The sequence below is a fragment of the Pontibacillus salipaludis genome (assembly GCF_014642405.1).
Taxonomy (GTDB): domain Bacteria; phylum Bacillota; class Bacilli; order Bacillales; family BH030062; genus Pontibacillus; species Pontibacillus salipaludis.
The window spans coordinates 312,144-328,906 of the sequence record NZ_BMIN01000002.1; the positions used below are offsets into that span (position 1 = coordinate 312,144).

The window sequence follows — 16,763 nt, forward strand, 5'->3', positions numbered from 1 at the left end:
AAGTTATCCACATATACACAAATTCATTCCCTTATTTGGTGGAAGAACCTGCGTTCGCTACTATATATGTAGCTAATCCACTGCAATACTCACAGGTTGTGGATAAATTATTTGACCCTTCTATCTTATCTAAATTAGGGAACGTTTCACATTCATCCACAATCACATCAATGCCACGATCGACATGGTCCTGACAGACAAACAATTTCACATTTACACCTCACTCTCTAACACATAGGAAAAGCAGGAACTTATCGTTCCCGCTTTTAATAACTCTGATTGGATAACTTCATCGTTACATCTTGCTTTTGGCCATCTCGATAAAACGTCACTGACATTTCATCACCAACATTCTTATTCTTATACAAATGCTTTCGTAAATCAACAATACTTAAAATTTCTTTGCCATCTAGCTCTGTTATAACATCATATTGTTGAAGTCCAACTTGACCAGCCGGTGAAGCTGTTTGAACGTTATCAATGACAACGCCTCCCTTAACATCACTAGGAAGACCTAAAACCTCTCTTTGTTGAGAACGAGGAACTTCTGATAACGACACGGCTCCAATCCCCATAAACGGTCTTGTAACCTCACCATCTTCTTCGATGTCTTCCATAATCGGTACAGCATTATTAATCGGAATGGCAAAGCCAATCCCCTCAACAGCTGACTTGGCAATTTTCATGGAATTGATACCGATCAGTTGACCTTTAATATTGATGAGGGCTCCCCCACTATTTCCAGGATTGATCGCAGCATCTGTTTGCATGACTTCAGCTTGCCAGTCCATTCGTCCATCTCCGTTAAAATCTTGCGGGATGGCTCTCTGTTTTCCACTTATAATCCCTTTCGTAACAGACCCCGCAAACATTAATCCAAGTGGGCTTCCAATAGCCATAGCGGGTTCCCCAACTTTAACCTTTGAGGAATCACCAATATCTATAACTTTATTTACTTTAGATCCATCTACTGTTAATACAGCTAAGTCTGTATATGGATCAGCTCCAACTAGTTCCGCTTCAATACGGGAACCATCAATTAAGGAAACCTCAATTCGGTCAGCTCCCTGCACAACATGGTTATTTGTTACAATATAAGCCTTGTCTTGTTCCTTTTTATATATGACGCCTGAACCTGTTCCAGCTTCTCCACTAGAGGGCTGTTCCTGAATTAAACCGGAAGATTCACGTATTTTAACAACGCCTACGACAGCTTCTTGTACCTCGCTCACAACTTCTGTAACTTGCGTTGTAACATCAAGGTTTACGCTTTCCGTTGTGGGGGTGTCTTCCTCTTCACTTGCTTGAACCTGATCTTCTTTATCTTGTGATGAAAGATCATACGGCAAGATATTCGATTGAATAAGAGCGGGTAACGCCAGCACGATTAACACAGCACCCAGAATCAGACCCACAAAAGTTGGCATAATCCATCCTGGACGCTTGTGTCTGTTGCTTGAAGAGGTTTGATCATCATAATAGCCCATTGAACCCTCAATCCTTTCTGAACCAGTTCTACATTGTATACTAGTCCCCCGTTACCTCACTACACACTTTCTAAACGTCATTCAGCGTGTAAATCGGTGTAGCATGATTCGGGTCTGTATCAAATAAGTCAATAGTATCCCCTAAAGGTATACCGCGTTCTTTTAACATGTTCCCGACAGACATACGTGCGAGGTCTTTCATGTTATTATCTTGACTTAAATGGGCTAAATAAATACGTTTTGTTGAATTGCCAATAATATCTGTTAAAGCAAGTGCACTATCCTCATTAGACACGTGCCCTTTATCCCCTAAAATACGTCGTTTGACGTTCCAGGGATAGCGCCCCATCCTTAGCATTTCTACATCATGATTCGATTCGAATATATAAGCATCAGCATCTTCAACTGTCTTCTTAATTCTTTCTGACACATACCCAGTATCCGTCACTAATGCTACCTTCTTTCCGTTATGACGGAATACATAAAACATAGGCTCGGCCGCATCATGTGATACGCCGAAGGACTCCACTTCTAAATCTCCAAACGCTTTGACTGTTTCCATTTGGAAGTTAAACTTTTGGTCCGTTGTTAGCTTTCCAATGTGGCCTTCCATAGCCTTCCATGTTTTTTCGTTAGCATAGATCGGTAAGTTGTAACGTCTAGCTAATATACCTAATCCTTTAATGTGATCGCTGTGTTCATGAGTCACAAGGATTCCGTTTAGGTCATTAGGGTCTAGATCAACTTGCGACATAACTCGCTCTAATTGTTTTCCGCTTAACCCTGCATCCACTAATAATTTTTGTTTTTCCGTACCTACATAAAAGGCATTACCGGTACTTCCTGATGCCAGGACGCTAAAGTGCATACTCATGATTCTCCACCCCGTATTGGTTGTTCCAGTTCTATCTGTTGTTTCTCAACACTATCCTTCATTTCTTGGATGAATTCGTTTACGAACTCATCTTCATCCTTCGAGATATATTGACCTTCAAGTCCGTTGACGAAATAATTACTTTCTTCATTTACATGAATATTCCATGTAGGTGAAAAGACCTGCACCCCATTTTGGAGAGGCACTTGCACTAACGTATAATACCCTATATCGAATTTAGTTACGGTATCATCACTGTATAGTTTGTTCTTATCAAACAAGGTACTTATAGCCTGGATTGGCTTAATCAGATCTTGTTCCTCACCTGTATTTTTAATCTCATCTAAATGTGTTTGAGTAAAGCGAGATATACCGTCCTTTTCCTCATTTAAGAATGCAAGGACAACTCCATTTTGATTATAATAAATAGGGTCACCCTCACGAAGTTGGAAGAAAATCAGTACATTCCATCTCTCATTATAACCCCAGTACTGGTACTCATCTCTAAACAAAATCTCATCCTTCACAATACTAGAGATCTTACTCTCATCTGCCTCCAAATCAATATCTACGGGCTCTTTAAACTCGGATATTAATATGTTCCCATAAACTTCGGGGTTTTGATTGTCATTTTCTTCTAATGTTTCTAAATCTTCTTCTTTAAAATCATACCTTTTAGCTGAGATATAGGTTTTCTTAGGAGGATTTTCAGGTACATTTTGAAGTTGAATATCTTCAGCTTCAAGTTGTTCTTCTATACTTGTATCAGGCAAAACCCCAAGTTGAGACTGCTCTGTCTTATTTATAAACTGGTACACCAGAAAGAAATCTAAGACCAGGAAGCATAGAATAAAAAGTGTTTTAATTTGTCCCCATTGCATTATTCATTGCCCCCTATTGTTAATGGTTCCCAATCCTCTCCTTCTTTAATAAACCAGGAAGGTTCTATTGTAATAACAAGAGAATTGTTCCCTGTTACTTTCATGATGTAGCCAATTTTTATGTCGTCGATAAAATAAGAAGAAAGACCATCTCTGCTTTTTTCGATATAAGATAAAACATCTCTTCCTGAAGGCAGTGTTATTTGTTGAGTTTCTAGGGGGGAGTTCAGGCGAATTAATGGCCTTTTATAAACGATGAGATCTTGATTCCTCCACTGTTGTGAAATTAACCCCAGACCGTTACTCCCCTTCAAGTTATCATGTAACACGGGATATCCATTTTTATATAGTCGATAATCGATCGTGTTATCTCTAGAGTTAATATTAAAAAGGTTGTAAGTTTCATCTGTCCACCCATTATGATCATTAATGTCATTTAAACTATGTTTAATGATTTCTTGCCTTAACATGGATTGAGACTCTTCAGATTGAACCTTTTCAAATACCATTAGCTTTTCATTTTTTAGAGTTTGTAATAAACGATTATCAATATTATAAAAAGCTTGCCCAGTACTTGTTGAATTCTGCTTAACAAGCTGCGGATTATTAAACAGAATATTCTTCATCGTATCTACTTCTGAATCTTCACCCGTCATTGTATCCATAGGTACAGATATTTCAGATTCAGGTAAATAAATCGGATTTTCTCTATTATCATCAATGCTAAAGTACTCTCTTTGCATATCAGTATTATTCAAATACTTAGCGACAAAATTATATACATCAAAGTTTCGAATTGAAGCTCTCCAGTAAGTGTCAGAGTTATCATCAGATACAAAGTAAACATAGTTATTGGACTTTTGGGGTGCAAAAGAAATCAACATACGATCAACATTATACGGGCTATATTCTGTCTCCTCGGCACGAAATTCTGTCTCCTCGTTTACTGTGAAGATGTTGACTAATGTACTCAGTGGTACACTAGTTGGATAGGTAATTTCCAATGCAGACTCTCTCTCCGATTTACTCACTTCTTCTACTTTATAAAAATTTGTTAAAGGCCAAGTTAATATTTTTTCATATAAGCTTTTTTCTTCACTACGTTCGTTCAATGAGAAAAGCCTTCCATTTTGGTGAAATAAGAGGAGCTCAGGATTAATAACGGACGATATGCTTTGTTGCGTTCCATTGGTTAACTTAGTTTCTACCTCTAGAATTTTATTACCTTTATTCAATTCATCATATTCGGGCTGATAAGTCCAAAGGGCGAACGTAACCAATAAGCTAGTGGTCACGAGGAGCCCTAACACAATCGACTTCAAGTACTCCCACATCATTCTTCATCCCCTTGCGGTTGTTTCAGTAAAGGTAGTGTGAAGGTCACCTTAGTTCCTTCACCTTCTTTACTATCGGCCCATATTTCTCCACCATGGGCATCAATCATTTCCCTGGAAATTGCTAACCCAAGCCCTGTTCCACCTAAATTTCTTGAACGAGCTCGATCCACCCGATAGAAGCGTTCAAATATCTTTTCTAACTTCTCTTTAGGAATACCGACTCCCTCATCAGAGATGGATATATGCAGCTTTTGTTGCTGTTTCTTTACCTCTAAATGGAAAGTAATGGTTCCTCCTTCTGGAGAATACTTAATCGCATTCGAGATGATGTTATCCAACACTTGAGTCATTTTATCCTTATCGATCCAAACAATCACCTCTTTGTCTGGTAAATGATGCTCAAAGTGAATATGATCATCTTGGTTGATTTCAAAACGTTCGGCTACTGTTCTAAAGAATCCAATAAAGTTTACTTTCTCTTTATGCAATTTGTAATCTTTATTATCCATTTTGGATAGCTGCAGAAGATCGTTAACAAGACGAATCATTCGCTCTGTTTCATTTTGGGTAACGTCTAAGAAGCGGGGAGCGATCTCTTTGTCTTGCCAAGCGCCTTCAGTTAGTGTCTCCAAATAGCTCTTCATTGTCGTTAGAGGCGTCCGTAATTCGTGAGATACGTTTGCCACAAACTCCCTTCGTTCTCGCTCTATCTTCTCTTGTTCAGTCACATCGCTTAGCACAGTTATATACCCATTCATTTCTTCCATTTCATATTGAACCACAGTAAAACTCGCCTTCAGTAAAAGCTGTTGATCGCCTTCACTAAAGTCGATAATAATCGATTCTTTGTCATGTAAGTCTGTAATGTTATCAAGACGGTCATTTATACTCAGGACGTTTAAAAGCGACTCTCCTTGAACATCTTCAATCTCTTTACCTAGTAATCTTGAAGCCGGCTCATTCATAAGAATGATTGCCCCAGTGTGATCTGTTGCCATGACGCCTTCGGTCATGTTTGATAATACTGAACTAAGTTTCCGTCTCTCACCTTCTGTAGTAGCTTGCGAAATTTTTAACTTATCGTTTAACTCGTTAAAGGAAACAGCAAGTTGTCCAATTTCATCTTGTCCGTATACATTAACCTTCTGTGAAAAATCTCCTGCACCCATAATTTTGGCATGCTTTCGCATTTCCGTAATCGGTTTTGTAATCGTTCTCGCAATGACAATTCCTAATAAAACCGAAATAGAAACACCTAAGAATGTGCCATTAGCAAAGATCCGATTAATATCTTGAAGCTGTCCATATACACCTTCAAGAGAAGCTTTAATATAGATTACTCCAACAACTACATCTTGTTGTTCAACGTTTTCTTTGTCCTGATTATTTTTTTCCTGATAAATCGGGTAGGTCCTCACCATTATACGATGACCTTGTTGGTTTACTTTTGTATCTGGTTCCGCTCCCCCAAGCATCAATGTACGTTGTATTTCCGGAAGGGGAAGCCTCTTCCCTACCTTGCTTTGATCAGTATCTTCAGTTGCCCCAATTACACGCATATTACTATTTATCACAAGGAGTTCTGTTATATTATCAGCATTAAAATCTGATAGGATGGACTGTACCTCCTCTTCTAAAGTCTGGCCATCCTCTGTACGCTCCTTTGAAAAGGCTTGCTCTAATTGTATATTCAGTATATCGACGTTGTTTGTAATGGATTCTTCGAAGTTCTCTTTCAATTTTGTCTCAAGCTGCTGTGAGAAATAAGCACCGATTACTTGAATCGGAAACAAAAGCAAAAGAGTAATAATGATAATAAACTTTAAACGAATGGATTGAAAAAACCCCACCTGCTTCATATCAAATTACTCCTGTTCAGGATTTCGCAGGTAGTATCCTACTCCCCGGCGTGTTACGATCCACATCGGCGTACTCGGATTCTCTTCAATCTTCTCGCGCAGCCTTCTTACTGTTACGTCTACTGTACGAACATCACCATAATAATCATATCCCCATACAGTTTCTAAGAGATGTTCACGCGTCATAACTTGTCCAATATTCTTGGCTAAGTAATGCAGAAGTTCAAATTCTCGATGAGTCAGCTCAATCTGCTCCCCATCTCTTGTTACCGTATAGGCATCAGGATGGATAACAAGCTTCCCAATTTGAATGTCATTATTGGCTCTACCGCTTTCTTCAGCTGGCTGCTGGTGGCGTCGAAGATTCGCCTTAACACGAGCAATAACTTCGCGATTACTAAATGGTTTCGTTACATAATCATCCGCTCCAAGCTCAAGACCGAGCACTTTATCGATCTCTGAGTCTTTAGCTGTGAGCATAATAATCGGCATACTTTTTGTTTTGCGAATTTCTCGGCATACTTCCATACCATCTTTTCCAGGAAGCATAATATCTAGAAGGATAATATCTGGGTCTTCTTGTAGCCCAAGGTGAATTGCCTCATCGCCGTCATAAGCACAAACAACCTCGTATCCTTCTTTTTCTAAGTTGAATTTCAGTATATCTGCAATCGGTTTTTCATCATCTACTACTAACACTTTAAAACTCATATTTATCCCTACTTTCTTATTAGGTCGTCATGTAGTTCTTTAATTCTTAATTCTAACGCATTTTCATGTAAATGTCTTTTTCAATGGGATGACAATGCTTATGCTACTGTTTAATATCAAGAAAAGACTTGAAGCTGAGCGAATACTCCGTTTGCTCAAATAAAGAATAAGGGGGTTCGGGAAATCAATCGCTTTCCCAGACACCCCGACCTCTCAATAAATGTAACGACCCCAACCAATATAAAGTGTCTAAACTTCGAGTCTTCAACAATCCCGCTCTATTCTTGAACTTTGTTATAAAAATAACAACATCAAACTGTAGCAGAGCCTAATATAAAAAATCCTGCAACGCAATTGCTGCAGGATTCAATCAATTTATTATTGGCTAACGTGTGAAAGGGGGTTTTCCAAGTTACCATTTTTGTAGACTTCAAAGTGTAAATGGATCCCGGTTGAATGACCGGTTGTTCCCATTTTCCCAATGGTTTGACCACTTTTCACCGTTTGACCAGTGCTTACTTTAATCGATGAAAGATGAGCGTAAATGGTTTTATATCCGTTGTTATGATCAATAACAACTTTATTCCCATATCCACCATCACGTCCAGCCTCTGTTACAACGCCATTATCTGCTGCAAGAATCGATCGATCGCTCACTCCTGCAATATCAATCCCCTTATGATAGGATCCCCATCTTGGACCTTGCTTACTCGTAATGACGCCGCCAACAGCAGGCCATTTAAAGTTTCCTGTTCCACGTGATGGGATTACTTTCGTCCCTTTGACAACCACCTTTGTTACAGGTTCTTTCGTTGTCTCTTCGTTTATAACTGTTTCGGTAGTAACCTTACCATTCATTTTACTTATTTCGTATTCAATGTTTTTTGAGCCATCTTCGCCTTCTTGTTTAACTTCCTGCTCACCTTTATAAAGTTCGTCTGATTCACGAATTTCAGTATCATATTCAAGCGTTTTTTCTACACGCTTCTTTTCGGTTACAAGTACATCTACATAAGGCTCGTAGTCTGTTACGTTTAGTTCTTGTCCAATTTGAAGCAGCTCATTGTCTTTTAGCTTAGGATTTAACTCCTTAATTTCTTCAGAAGATAAATTGTACGAAGAAGCAATCTCTCCTAGTACTTCGCCTTCTTTAATCTTATGAACTTGGTCTGTTAATACGCCTTGCTTAAGAAGTTTAACCATATCGTTTACCGTTAATATATCTTTAGGAGATATTTTTTTATTAGATAGTGAAACTTTTTCCGATAAAGAAACGTCTATAATACTAGACTCGCCAATCTTTACAGGCTGTTCTTTTTGCTCTACCGACATTTCTTCAAATGCTTTTAACTTTTCTGAAGATACATATTGTGTTTTAATTTTTTCTAGAGCTTGATCAGCTTGATCCTTTGACGCCATGAACCCTACAGCCTTACCAGCAATTTCAACTTGCACACCATCAACTTTAATAGATAATTCATCTTCTAATGACTGAACAAGTTGTTGGTTATTAAAGGTGGGCCGAAACATTTTCTCTGGTACATATGTAACTTCCTCACCTACCGTTAATGGCAGGTCTTTATGCTTTTCTTCAGCTTTATCTACTTTTTCTTCGACATGCTCTTTAACTACTTTCTTGTCATCCACAATACCTAAGTGCTCGCCATCAACATAAACGTGATACACAGTTGGAATCTGACTCTCAATGTTATCAGCATACACAGAGCCAAACGTAATCCCTACACCTAAACAAGTCGTTAACGCTATCTTCTTCCATAAAGAATTCTTTCTAGGTTGGTGATCAGCATTTTTGTTGAGAGCAGCGCTGGCTTTTTTAAACCACACAGCTTCTTCCCCCTACAATCGTTGCTTTTTTATATTAGTTGAGTTTATTTTTTTACTTTAGCACTCTATCAATCTACCATATCTCCTACTATCAAATAAATAGAATTCGAGACGATGTAATATACTTGTATTATAGTTAGCAAATTAATCCGAAAATTCCAGTGTAACAGGATTACTTGAGTGTAATTTGTTTCTTTTAATGAAATAACACCTTACAAATAACGGGCCTAATGTTTCACCATCGTTACATTTAATAGCGTTCGAATCAAGACAAAAGTCCTAATCAAAGAGCAATAAAAAACAGGGCCCTCTACAGAGAGTCCTGTTTATTAAAAAGTGGCTCGGGACGGAATCGAACCGCCGACACACGGATTTTCAGTCCGTTGCTCTACCGACTGAGCTACCGAGCCAAGTAATTACTCACTTCCTATAGTAGGAAGCTAACTATATAGGTATAAATAGTGGCGGTCCGGACGGGACTCGAACCCGCGACCTCCTGCGTGACAGGCAGGCATTCTAACCAACTGAACTACCGGACCTCAAAATAAAGTAGAGGAATCTGAATCGATCAGGACCCCTCTATCAGGCAATGACCCGTACGGGATTCGAACCCGTGTTACCGCCGTGAAAGGGCGGTGTCTTAACCACTTGACCAACGGGCCAATATAGAATGTCGAGACGATCTGTCTAACTGACAGCGATATTAATAATAGCAGGATATCTTCTCTTTGGCAATAGATTTTCTATAAAAAATGATAATATTATATTTTTAGTGACTTCCTATACCCCTCCCACTACGTATTAACTGAGAGAATGTTTCCGTTTGTGTTATTTGAGAGTAAGGTGGTTCGGGAAATCACTCGTTTTCCGCGGCGAGCTGGGAAGCCTCCTCGTTCGCTGGCGCTCTCTGTGGGGTCTTCCCTATGCTCCTATTGCCGCAGGAGTCTCGCAATTTCCCGAACCACCTTTGCCATATGTAGAAGGGATGGAAACATGCAATAAGTCAGAGGTCTTCACCCCTCCCACATCTAAGCTGCGCGGCCGTTTTATAAAATTTAGCCAGGGGGGTCTGGGGAACGGGGAGACTCCTGCAGGAGAAAGAGGTAGACGAGACCCCACAGAGAGCGTAAGCGAACGAGGAGGCTCTAAAAAGAAAGGAGAAGTTCGACTAAAACCGTCACGTCCTGTGACAACGTCGAACGACCCCACATCATGTGGGGCCGCCTGCGGAAAGCGAGTCGTTCACCAGACACCCCAAGCACTTAACAACCGTAACGGCCTCATTCATACAAAAGATTCTCATCCTCAAGGCTTCCGTATAAGGGGGCTATTGTGGAGTGGTTACCCTATAAAAAACGCCTGGAGTATAAGTTATACTCCAGGCGTTTTAAACGCTTAATAAGGACTATTAATAGCAGTCCAATTACTAACATGCTCTATTTGGCTATTTAAGCTTCGTAGACATCTTTTAAGACGTTCGTCTGGTTTCTGTCTGGGCCAACAGAGAAAACGTTCAGAGGGATACCTGTGAGCTCAGAAACTCTATTTACATAATGCTGGGCATTTGTTGGAAGGTCTTCGAAGTTTTTCACACTTGTGATGTCTTCTGTCCATCCTGGCATTTCCTCATAAACGGGTTCACAATCAGCTAAGATATTCAGGTTTGCTGGATACTCTTCCAAACGTTCACCTTTATACTGATAAGCTACACAGATCTTAAGCGTATCAATCCCTGTTAATACATCAATGGAGTTAAGAGATAAAGCTGTTATTCCACTTACACGTCTTGCGTGACTGACTACAACACTGTCAAACCAGCCCACGCGACGAGGACGTCCTGTAGTTGTACCATATTCACGACCTACCTCACGAATGCGGTCGCCTGTTTCATCGTGTAATTCTGTCGGGAAAGGACCATCTCCAACACGGGATGTATAAGCTTTAGAAACGCCTACAACGTGATCGATCTTTGTTGGGCCAACCCCAGAACCAATGGCTACACCACCTGCTGTTGGATTAGAGGACGTTACAAACGGGTAAGTCCCTTGGTCAACATCAAGCATAACACCCTGCGCGCCTTCAAATAGCACAGGCTGATCTGAATCAATCGCATCATTAAGAAGTTTAGAAGTATCACAAACGTATTGGGCAATTTGTTGACCATATTCAAAGTACTCATTAAAGATTTCATCGACTGCCATCGGGTCAGACTCGTACACTTTTTCGAAAAACTTATTTTTTTCGATTAAGTTTTGCGTAAGCTTCTCACGAAAAGCGTCAGCATCTAATAAATCAGCAATGCGAATGCCCATGCGGCCTGCTTTATCCATATAAGCCGGTCCAATCCCTTTATTCGTTGTTCCGATCTTATTATCTCCTTTGCTCTCTTCCTGAAGAGCATCCAATTTAATGTGATAAGGAAGAATCACATGAGCACGGTTGCTAATACGCAAGTTACTTGTTGATACATTTCGTTCGTGTAAGTATGCAAGTTCTTTTACAAGTGCTTTTGGGTTAATAACCATACCGTTCCCAATTACACACTCTTTATCATTATAGAAAATACCTGAAGGGATTAGATGAAGCTTGTACGTCTCCCCTTCAAACTGTATCGTGTGACCAGCATTGTCACCGCCCTGATAACGTGCGACAACTTTTGCTTTCTCGGATAAGAAGTCAGTAATTTTACCTTTCCCCTCATCTCCCCATTGTGTTCCAACTACTACTACTGAAGACATATATATGGCACCTCCGCCGAATTTCATTTCCGTAAAATTGACAACATGAGTAGCTTATCAGCTAGAAAAGGAAAAGTCAAACCAAAACACGAACATTAACATTTTTAATTTAATATACGTTCGTAATAATAAATGTTTTGGAGCTTGGAAACCCTTTTATTCTCATAAAAAAAGAGGGAATCCCATTCAAGTGTGGGAAACCCTCTTTAAGCAGGAGGAATATCACTCTCGTCATAACGGTGCTCTAAATCAACGAATTTGTTATATTCCTTCACAAACATTAACTCAACGGTTCCTACTGGACCATTACGCTGTTTGGCTAATATAATCTCAATGATATTCTCTTTTTCAGATTCTTGATCGTAGTAATCATCACGGTATAAGAAACCTACAATATCGGCATCCTGCTCAATACTCCCGGACTCACGAATATCAGACATCATCGGACGTTTATCTTGGCGTCCTTCAACGCCACGAGATAACTGTGATAGAGCTATAAGAGGTACATTCAGTTCTCGGGCTAATCCTTTAAGAGCACGCGAAATCTCTGATACCTCTTGCTGACGATTCTCTTTGGAATTTCCGCTTCCCTGAATCAACTGAAGATAGTCAATAAGAATCATACCAAGGCCATGTTCTTGCGCAAGGCGTCTGCATTTGGAGCGAATTTCGTTTACTCGAATACCAGGTGTATCATCAATGAATATTCCCGCATTGGATAAGCTACCCATAGCCATCGTCAATTTACCCCAGTCTTCTGTTTCAAGCTTACCTGTTCTTAATCTTGTAGCATCAATATTTCCTTCCGCACAAAGCATACGCATGACTAGCTGATCTGCTCCCATCTCAAGGGAAAAGATTGCTACGTTCTCATCTGTATGAGCGGCAACGTTCTGTGCAATATTTAAAGCAAACGCCGTTTTTCCTACAGAAGGACGGGCTGCAATGATAATAAGATCATTTCGTTGGAAACCCGCTGTCATCCCATCAAGATCTCTAAATCCTGTCGGTAATCCTGTTACTTCAGCTGACGTATTGTGAAGTTGCTCAATATTGTCATACACATCTATTAATACGTCTTTTATATTTTTAAATTTACCGGAATCTTTCTGCTGAGCTACTTCTAGTATGGACTTCTCCGCATCATTCAAGACACCTTCAATATCCTCTTCGTTCGAGTAACCATTCGTCACAATTGTTGTCGCAGTCTTAATGAGACGACGCAATATAGCTTTCTCTTCTACTATTCGAGCGTAATATTCAATATTGGCTGCTGTTGGGACTGAGTTAGCTAAGTCACTAAGGTACGAAACACCACCAATTTCATCTAGTGTTTTCGCATTGGAAAGAGAAGTAGTAACGGTTACTAAATCGATAGGTTCTCCCTTTTCAGAAAGGTGGGACATTGCTTCATATATACGCTGGTGACTAGCGCGGTAAAAATCCTCAGGTTGGAGCAGCTCTGTTGCTGTTGCAATCGATTGTGGTTCCAAAAAAATAGCGCCGAGCACCGCCTGCTCGGCCTCTATATTATGGGGCGGTGTTCGGTCATTTAAAAAATCGCTCAAGTCATCTTCCCCCTTTTCAGTTAAGAGGATGGATTAATTATTTCTCTGAAACATGAACTTTAATCGTAGCTGTTACCTCATGATGAAGTTTAACAGGTACATTTGTATATCCAAGAGAACGAATTGGTGAATCCATCTCTATTTTACGTTTGTCAATTTTAATGTCATGAGATTTCTTCAGTTCTTCAGCAATTTGCTTATTCGTAATAGACCCAAATAAACTACCCTTGTCACCTGATTTAGCTTGTAGCTCGACCGTAAGATTTTCAAGAGTTTCTTTTAGGCGCTTTGCTTCTTCAAGTTCTTCTTGAGCTTCTTTTTCTTTTTTGTGATCAATTGCTTCTTGGGCTTTTAAATTTCCTTTTGTAGCTTCGACCGCCAAATTATTTTTTAGAAGGTAGTTACGAGCATATCCTTCTGAAACGTTCTTTACTTCGCCTTTTTTACCTTTACCTTTTACATCCTTTGTGAAAATTACCTTCATGATTCATTACCTCCTTCAAAATACTCATCTATAATTTCTTTTAGTTGTTCTTCAGCTTGTTCAATTGTAGTATCGTCAAGCTGAGTAGCAGCATTGGTTAAGTGGCCACCACCATTCATACTTTCCATTAAAATCTGTACGTTAACATCACCTAGTGAGCGGGCACTAATACCAATCCGTCCATCTGAACGTTCGGATATAACAAATGAGGCTACAACTCCACTCATGGTTAGCAATGTATCAGCTGCTTGCGCAATGATAACAGGGCCGAATGTGTCTCCCTCACCTGCCTTTGATATGGCAATTCCGTCGCGGTAAATCTTAGCGCTCTCAATAAGCTTACTCCGTCTCACATAAACATCTAAGTCTTCTTTCATGAATTTCTGCACAAGCACCGTATCTGCGCCTTTAGAGCGTAAATAACTGGCGGCATCAAACGTTCTAGAGCCAGTACGGAGCGTAAAGCTCTTCGTGTCTACTATGATTCCAGCTAAAAGAGCAGTAGATTCAAGCATATTCAACTTTAATTTCTTCGGTTGATATTCTAACATTTCTGTTACCAGTTCTGCAGTTGAAGAGGCATATGGTTCCATATAGACAAGTGTAGGATCCTGTATGAACTCTTCCGCTCTTCTGTGGTGGTCAATCACCACTACATGTTCTGTTTTGTTTAAGAGTTTCTCTTCAATAACAAGAGAAGGTTTGTGGGTGTCGACTACAACAATTAATGTTTTCTTAGTCACAACCTCATGGGCTTCTTCTGGGTCGATAAACCTCGACCATAATTGTTCACTTTTTTGAATCTCATCAAACAAACGTTGAACTCCTGTATTGGCTTCATCTGGATCGTATACAATAAATCCGTCTTTATCATTGGCTTGAGCCATTTTCAAGATACCAATACAAGCACCTATTGAGTCCATATCAGGGTTTTTATGCCCCATTACAATAACTTTATCTGCTTCTTGAACAAGTCCCTTCAGGGCATGGGAAATAACGCGTGCACGTACACGGGTACGCTTTTCCATTGGATTTGTCTTACCTCCATAGAAACGAACCTTCCCATTTTCATCCTTAATCGCTACTTGGTCTCCTCCTCGTCCGAGCGCTAAATCGAGACTAGACTGGGCCAACTCACCTAAGTCAGGGAGAGAAGCTTCGCCTACACCAATACCAAAACTCAGTGTAAGAGGAACATTCTTATCTGTGATTAGTTCACGTACATCGTCCAAGATATCAAATTTAGATCGCTCTAAGTTTTTCAGAATACGGTGATTTAAAACCGCGAAAAACTTATCTTGCGAGGAGCGTTTTAAATACACTCCATTTTCTTGTGACCATTGATTAAGAATAGATGTAACTTGTGAATTAATATGGCTTTTGGCTGTATCATCCATGGCTTGTGTAATCTCTTCATAGTTATCCAGGAAGATAATCGCCAAGACCGTTCGATCATTTTGATATAGATTCTGAACTAATGTTTGTTGAGTTCGGTCAAATAGATACAACAATCGTTCATCTTTTTTTACAACCGTTTGCAATTCATAGTCGTCCATAGAAATCCATACATCGTTCTTTCCTTCTTTAATCGCTGATACTAGCGTGTCCGAAATTTGATTAAGAGGTTCTCCGACCAATGTTTCCTGAGGAAAAAAGTGATTCATATATGGGTTAGCCCATTCGATGTTATAGTCCTCACTAAACAGGACAATCCCTATAGGCATCTCCATTAAGGCTTCTTCACCCACTTTTTTCACCCGGTACGAAAGGGTTGAGATATACTCTTCTGTTTCGTTAATTAGAAACTGTTCAGTTCGAACGCTATAGTAAATAGAAGCGATCAGTAGTGCGGTCATGACTAAACCGAGCTTCCACTCATAATAAAAGATCAGCGCTAATAGAAGAATGGATAATGTATAAATCACCCATAAATGACTACTCAACCTTGGTTTTTTAAAGAAATTCGGCATGACCGTCATCTCCTAAACATAAAGTCGATCCTTATTGCTTTCCTAATCGTTCTCTTAATGAGAAACCTAAATCAATTATACCTAAAATTCGCATCGGAAACACTAATAGGTAAGGGAAAAGTAAAGTTAATACTACTGCCGTTATAGGGAGAGCATTGGAACGTTTTTTGTGGTGGGTCAAGGCAAACAAATATGAAAGGCCCTGTAGAATCATAAAGAAACCGGTGAGCGTATACATATTCTGCGCCACAACACCCATATACTCTTCTGTGGTTGGGAATACCCAAGTCACTAGAACGGCTATGAAATAGTACCATAATACTGATTTCGGAAAGGTAAACTGATGGACCGGCGGAAATCGTAACGTTTGTTTTTCAATCTTACTCTTTATTCTAAACCCAAGCCATAAGGTAATAAACGAGAAGACTATAGACGAAATTGCCATGACGCTTGGTAACATAGAGGGAAGGTTTTCAAATTGAGCCTGAACAACTGAAAGTTGCTCTTCAGAAATCCCCATATCTGAAACCATGCTCTCAGTTGACTGAAAAGCTTCATCGAGCATCGATTGGAAAGCCTCTACTAAATTTAAATTAAATAGAAAGATCATACTTAAATAGAAACTTACGATTCCAATGAGGTACCCAACGGCTCCTTGTGCCCATGCTTCATATGGACTTCTTTCATGGTGTAGAGCAGCTCCTAAAAAGATTCCACCTACTCCTATGGAAAGAGTAACAGGGATCGCTACAAACCCTAAAATCAACATCGAGATAATCGATAATAGCGCTATAAATAACAAAGATTGTTTCCAGCCATGTTTAGCAGCAAACAAGAAAAAAGGCAGAGCTAATACTACCATTGAAAAAATAGATAATACAGGAATGACAATGGTAAGTAGAAGGAGGAGGATATAAACCCCACCATACAATAGGCTCTGACGTAACATACTTGAAGATTTCATTTTCATTTACTCTCCTCTAAACCATCTATTGAATAGAATTAGATT

Annotated in this window: 13 protein-coding genes and 3 tRNA genes; all 16 read right to left on the reverse strand. The window is 39.6% G+C overall.

Features of this window, described 5'->3' with window-relative positions; translation table 11 throughout:
* Positions 1 to 31 precede the first annotated feature (31 nt).
* The gene (locus tag IEW76_RS03585) at positions 32 to 211 is read right to left on the reverse strand and encodes a CxxH/CxxC protein (RefSeq protein ID WP_229721110.1); all 180 of its coding nucleotides are present in this window, start codon (positions 209 to 211) and stop codon (positions 32 to 34) included.
* Between the two features lie 55 nt (positions 212 to 266).
* Positions 267 to 1,487, reverse strand: a complete 1,221-nt coding sequence (locus IEW76_RS03590) for a S1C family serine protease (protein WP_188651002.1) — start codon at positions 1,485 to 1,487, stop codon at positions 267 to 269.
* 70 nt (positions 1,488 to 1,557) lie between these two features.
* The gene (locus IEW76_RS03595; protein WP_188651004.1) at positions 1,558 to 2,361 is read right to left on the reverse strand and encodes an MBL fold metallo-hydrolase; all 804 of its coding nucleotides are present in this window, start codon (positions 2,359 to 2,361) and stop codon (positions 1,558 to 1,560) included.
* Positions 2,358 to 3,242: a two-component system regulatory protein YycI gene (locus IEW76_RS03600; RefSeq protein ID WP_188651007.1), complete on the reverse strand. Its 885-nt coding sequence runs from the start codon at positions 3,240 to 3,242 to the stop codon at positions 2,358 to 2,360. The genes IEW76_RS03595 and IEW76_RS03600 overlap by 4 nt, the downstream gene beginning before the upstream one ends.
* Positions 3,242 to 4,579, reverse strand: coding sequence for a YycH family regulatory protein (locus IEW76_RS03605; RefSeq protein WP_188651009.1), 1,338 nt, complete (start codon positions 4,577 to 4,579; stop codon positions 3,242 to 3,244). The genes IEW76_RS03600 and IEW76_RS03605 overlap by 1 nt, the downstream gene beginning before the upstream one ends.
* Positions 4,576 to 6,438 carry a cell wall metabolism sensor histidine kinase WalK gene (gene walK, locus IEW76_RS03610; protein ID WP_188651011.1) on the reverse strand — a complete coding sequence of 621 codons (1,863 nt, stop codon included), beginning with the start codon at positions 6,436 to 6,438 and terminating at the stop codon, positions 4,576 to 4,578. Before walK ends, IEW76_RS03605 begins: the two co-directional genes overlap by 4 nt.
* Positions 6,439 to 6,444: 6 nt before the next feature.
* Entirely contained in the window at positions 6,445 to 7,149 is a 705-nt protein-coding gene (gene yycF / locus IEW76_RS03615; RefSeq protein WP_188651013.1) for a response regulator YycF, read from the reverse strand.
* A 378-nt stretch (positions 7,150 to 7,527) separates the two neighbouring features.
* Positions 7,528 to 8,994 carry a peptidoglycan DD-metalloendopeptidase family protein gene (locus IEW76_RS03620; RefSeq protein WP_188651015.1) on the reverse strand — a complete coding sequence of 489 codons (1,467 nt, stop codon included), beginning with the start codon at positions 8,992 to 8,994 and terminating at the stop codon, positions 7,528 to 7,530.
* 337 nt (positions 8,995 to 9,331) lie between these two features.
* A tRNA-Phe gene (locus IEW76_RS03625) sits at positions 9,332 to 9,404 on the reverse strand.
* A gap of 52 nt (positions 9,405 to 9,456) precedes the next feature.
* Positions 9,457 to 9,533 (reverse strand) — tRNA-Asp (locus IEW76_RS03630).
* 51 nt (positions 9,534 to 9,584) lie between these two features.
* Positions 9,585 to 9,656: transfer RNA gene (locus IEW76_RS03635), tRNA-Glu, on the reverse strand.
* Positions 9,657 to 10,442: 786 nt separating this feature from the next.
* Positions 10,443 to 11,732 carry an adenylosuccinate synthase gene (locus tag IEW76_RS03640; protein WP_188651017.1) on the reverse strand — a complete coding sequence of 430 codons (1,290 nt, stop codon included), beginning with the start codon at positions 11,730 to 11,732 and terminating at the stop codon, positions 10,443 to 10,445.
* Positions 11,733 to 11,938: 206 nt separating this feature from the next.
* Positions 11,939 to 13,300: a replicative DNA helicase gene (gene dnaB / locus IEW76_RS03645; protein ID WP_036780507.1), complete on the reverse strand. Its 1,362-nt coding sequence runs from the start codon at positions 13,298 to 13,300 to the stop codon at positions 11,939 to 11,941.
* 37 nt (positions 13,301 to 13,337) lie between these two features.
* The gene (rplI, locus tag IEW76_RS03650) at positions 13,338 to 13,784 is read right to left on the reverse strand and encodes a 50S ribosomal protein L9 (protein ID WP_036780509.1); all 447 of its coding nucleotides are present in this window, start codon (positions 13,782 to 13,784) and stop codon (positions 13,338 to 13,340) included.
* The gene (locus tag IEW76_RS03655) at positions 13,781 to 15,754 is read right to left on the reverse strand and encodes a DHH family phosphoesterase (protein WP_036780510.1); all 1,974 of its coding nucleotides are present in this window, start codon (positions 15,752 to 15,754) and stop codon (positions 13,781 to 13,783) included. Before IEW76_RS03655 ends, rplI begins: the two co-directional genes overlap by 4 nt.
* A gap of 31 nt (positions 15,755 to 15,785) precedes the next feature.
* Positions 15,786 to 16,718 (reverse strand): YybS family protein, encoded by a 933-nt coding sequence (locus tag IEW76_RS03660; RefSeq protein WP_188651019.1) that lies wholly within the window; start codon positions 16,716 to 16,718, stop codon positions 15,786 to 15,788.
* Positions 16,719 to 16,763: the final 45 nt, after the last annotated feature.

Bases quoted from the DNA above. Each gene is read 5' to 3' on its own strand.
- yycF (WP_188651013.1), bottom strand. From the start codon at position 7,149: ATGAGTTTTAAAGTGTTAGTAGTAGATGATGAAAAACCGATTGCAGAT.
- rplI (WP_036780509.1), bottom strand. From the start codon at position 13,784: ATGAAGGTAATTTTCACAAAGGATGTAAAAGGTAAAGGTAAAAAAGGC.
- IEW76_RS03605 (WP_188651009.1), bottom strand. From the start codon at position 4,579: ATGATGTGGGAGTACTTGAAGTCGATTGTGTTAGGGCTCCTCGTGACC.
- walK (WP_188651011.1), bottom strand. From the start codon at position 6,438: ATGAAGCAGGTGGGGTTTTTTCAATCCATTCGTTTAAAGTTTATTATC.
- IEW76_RS03600 (WP_188651007.1), bottom strand. From the start codon at position 3,242: ATGCAATGGGGACAAATTAAAACACTTTTTATTCTATGCTTCCTGGTC.
- IEW76_RS03590 (WP_188651002.1), bottom strand. From the start codon at position 1,487: ATGGGCTATTATGATGATCAAACCTCTTCAAGCAACAGACACAAGCGT.
- IEW76_RS03660 (WP_188651019.1), bottom strand. From the start codon at position 16,718: ATGAAATCTTCAAGTATGTTACGTCAGAGCCTATTGTATGGTGGGGTT.
- IEW76_RS03655 (WP_036780510.1), bottom strand. From the start codon at position 15,754: ATGCCGAATTTCTTTAAAAAACCAAGGTTGAGTAGTCATTTATGGGTG.
- IEW76_RS03640 (WP_188651017.1), bottom strand. From the start codon at position 11,732: ATGTCTTCAGTAGTAGTAGTTGGAACACAATGGGGAGATGAGGGGAAA.
- IEW76_RS03595 (WP_188651004.1), bottom strand. From the start codon at position 2,361: ATGAGTATGCACTTTAGCGTCCTGGCATCAGGAAGTACCGGTAATGCC.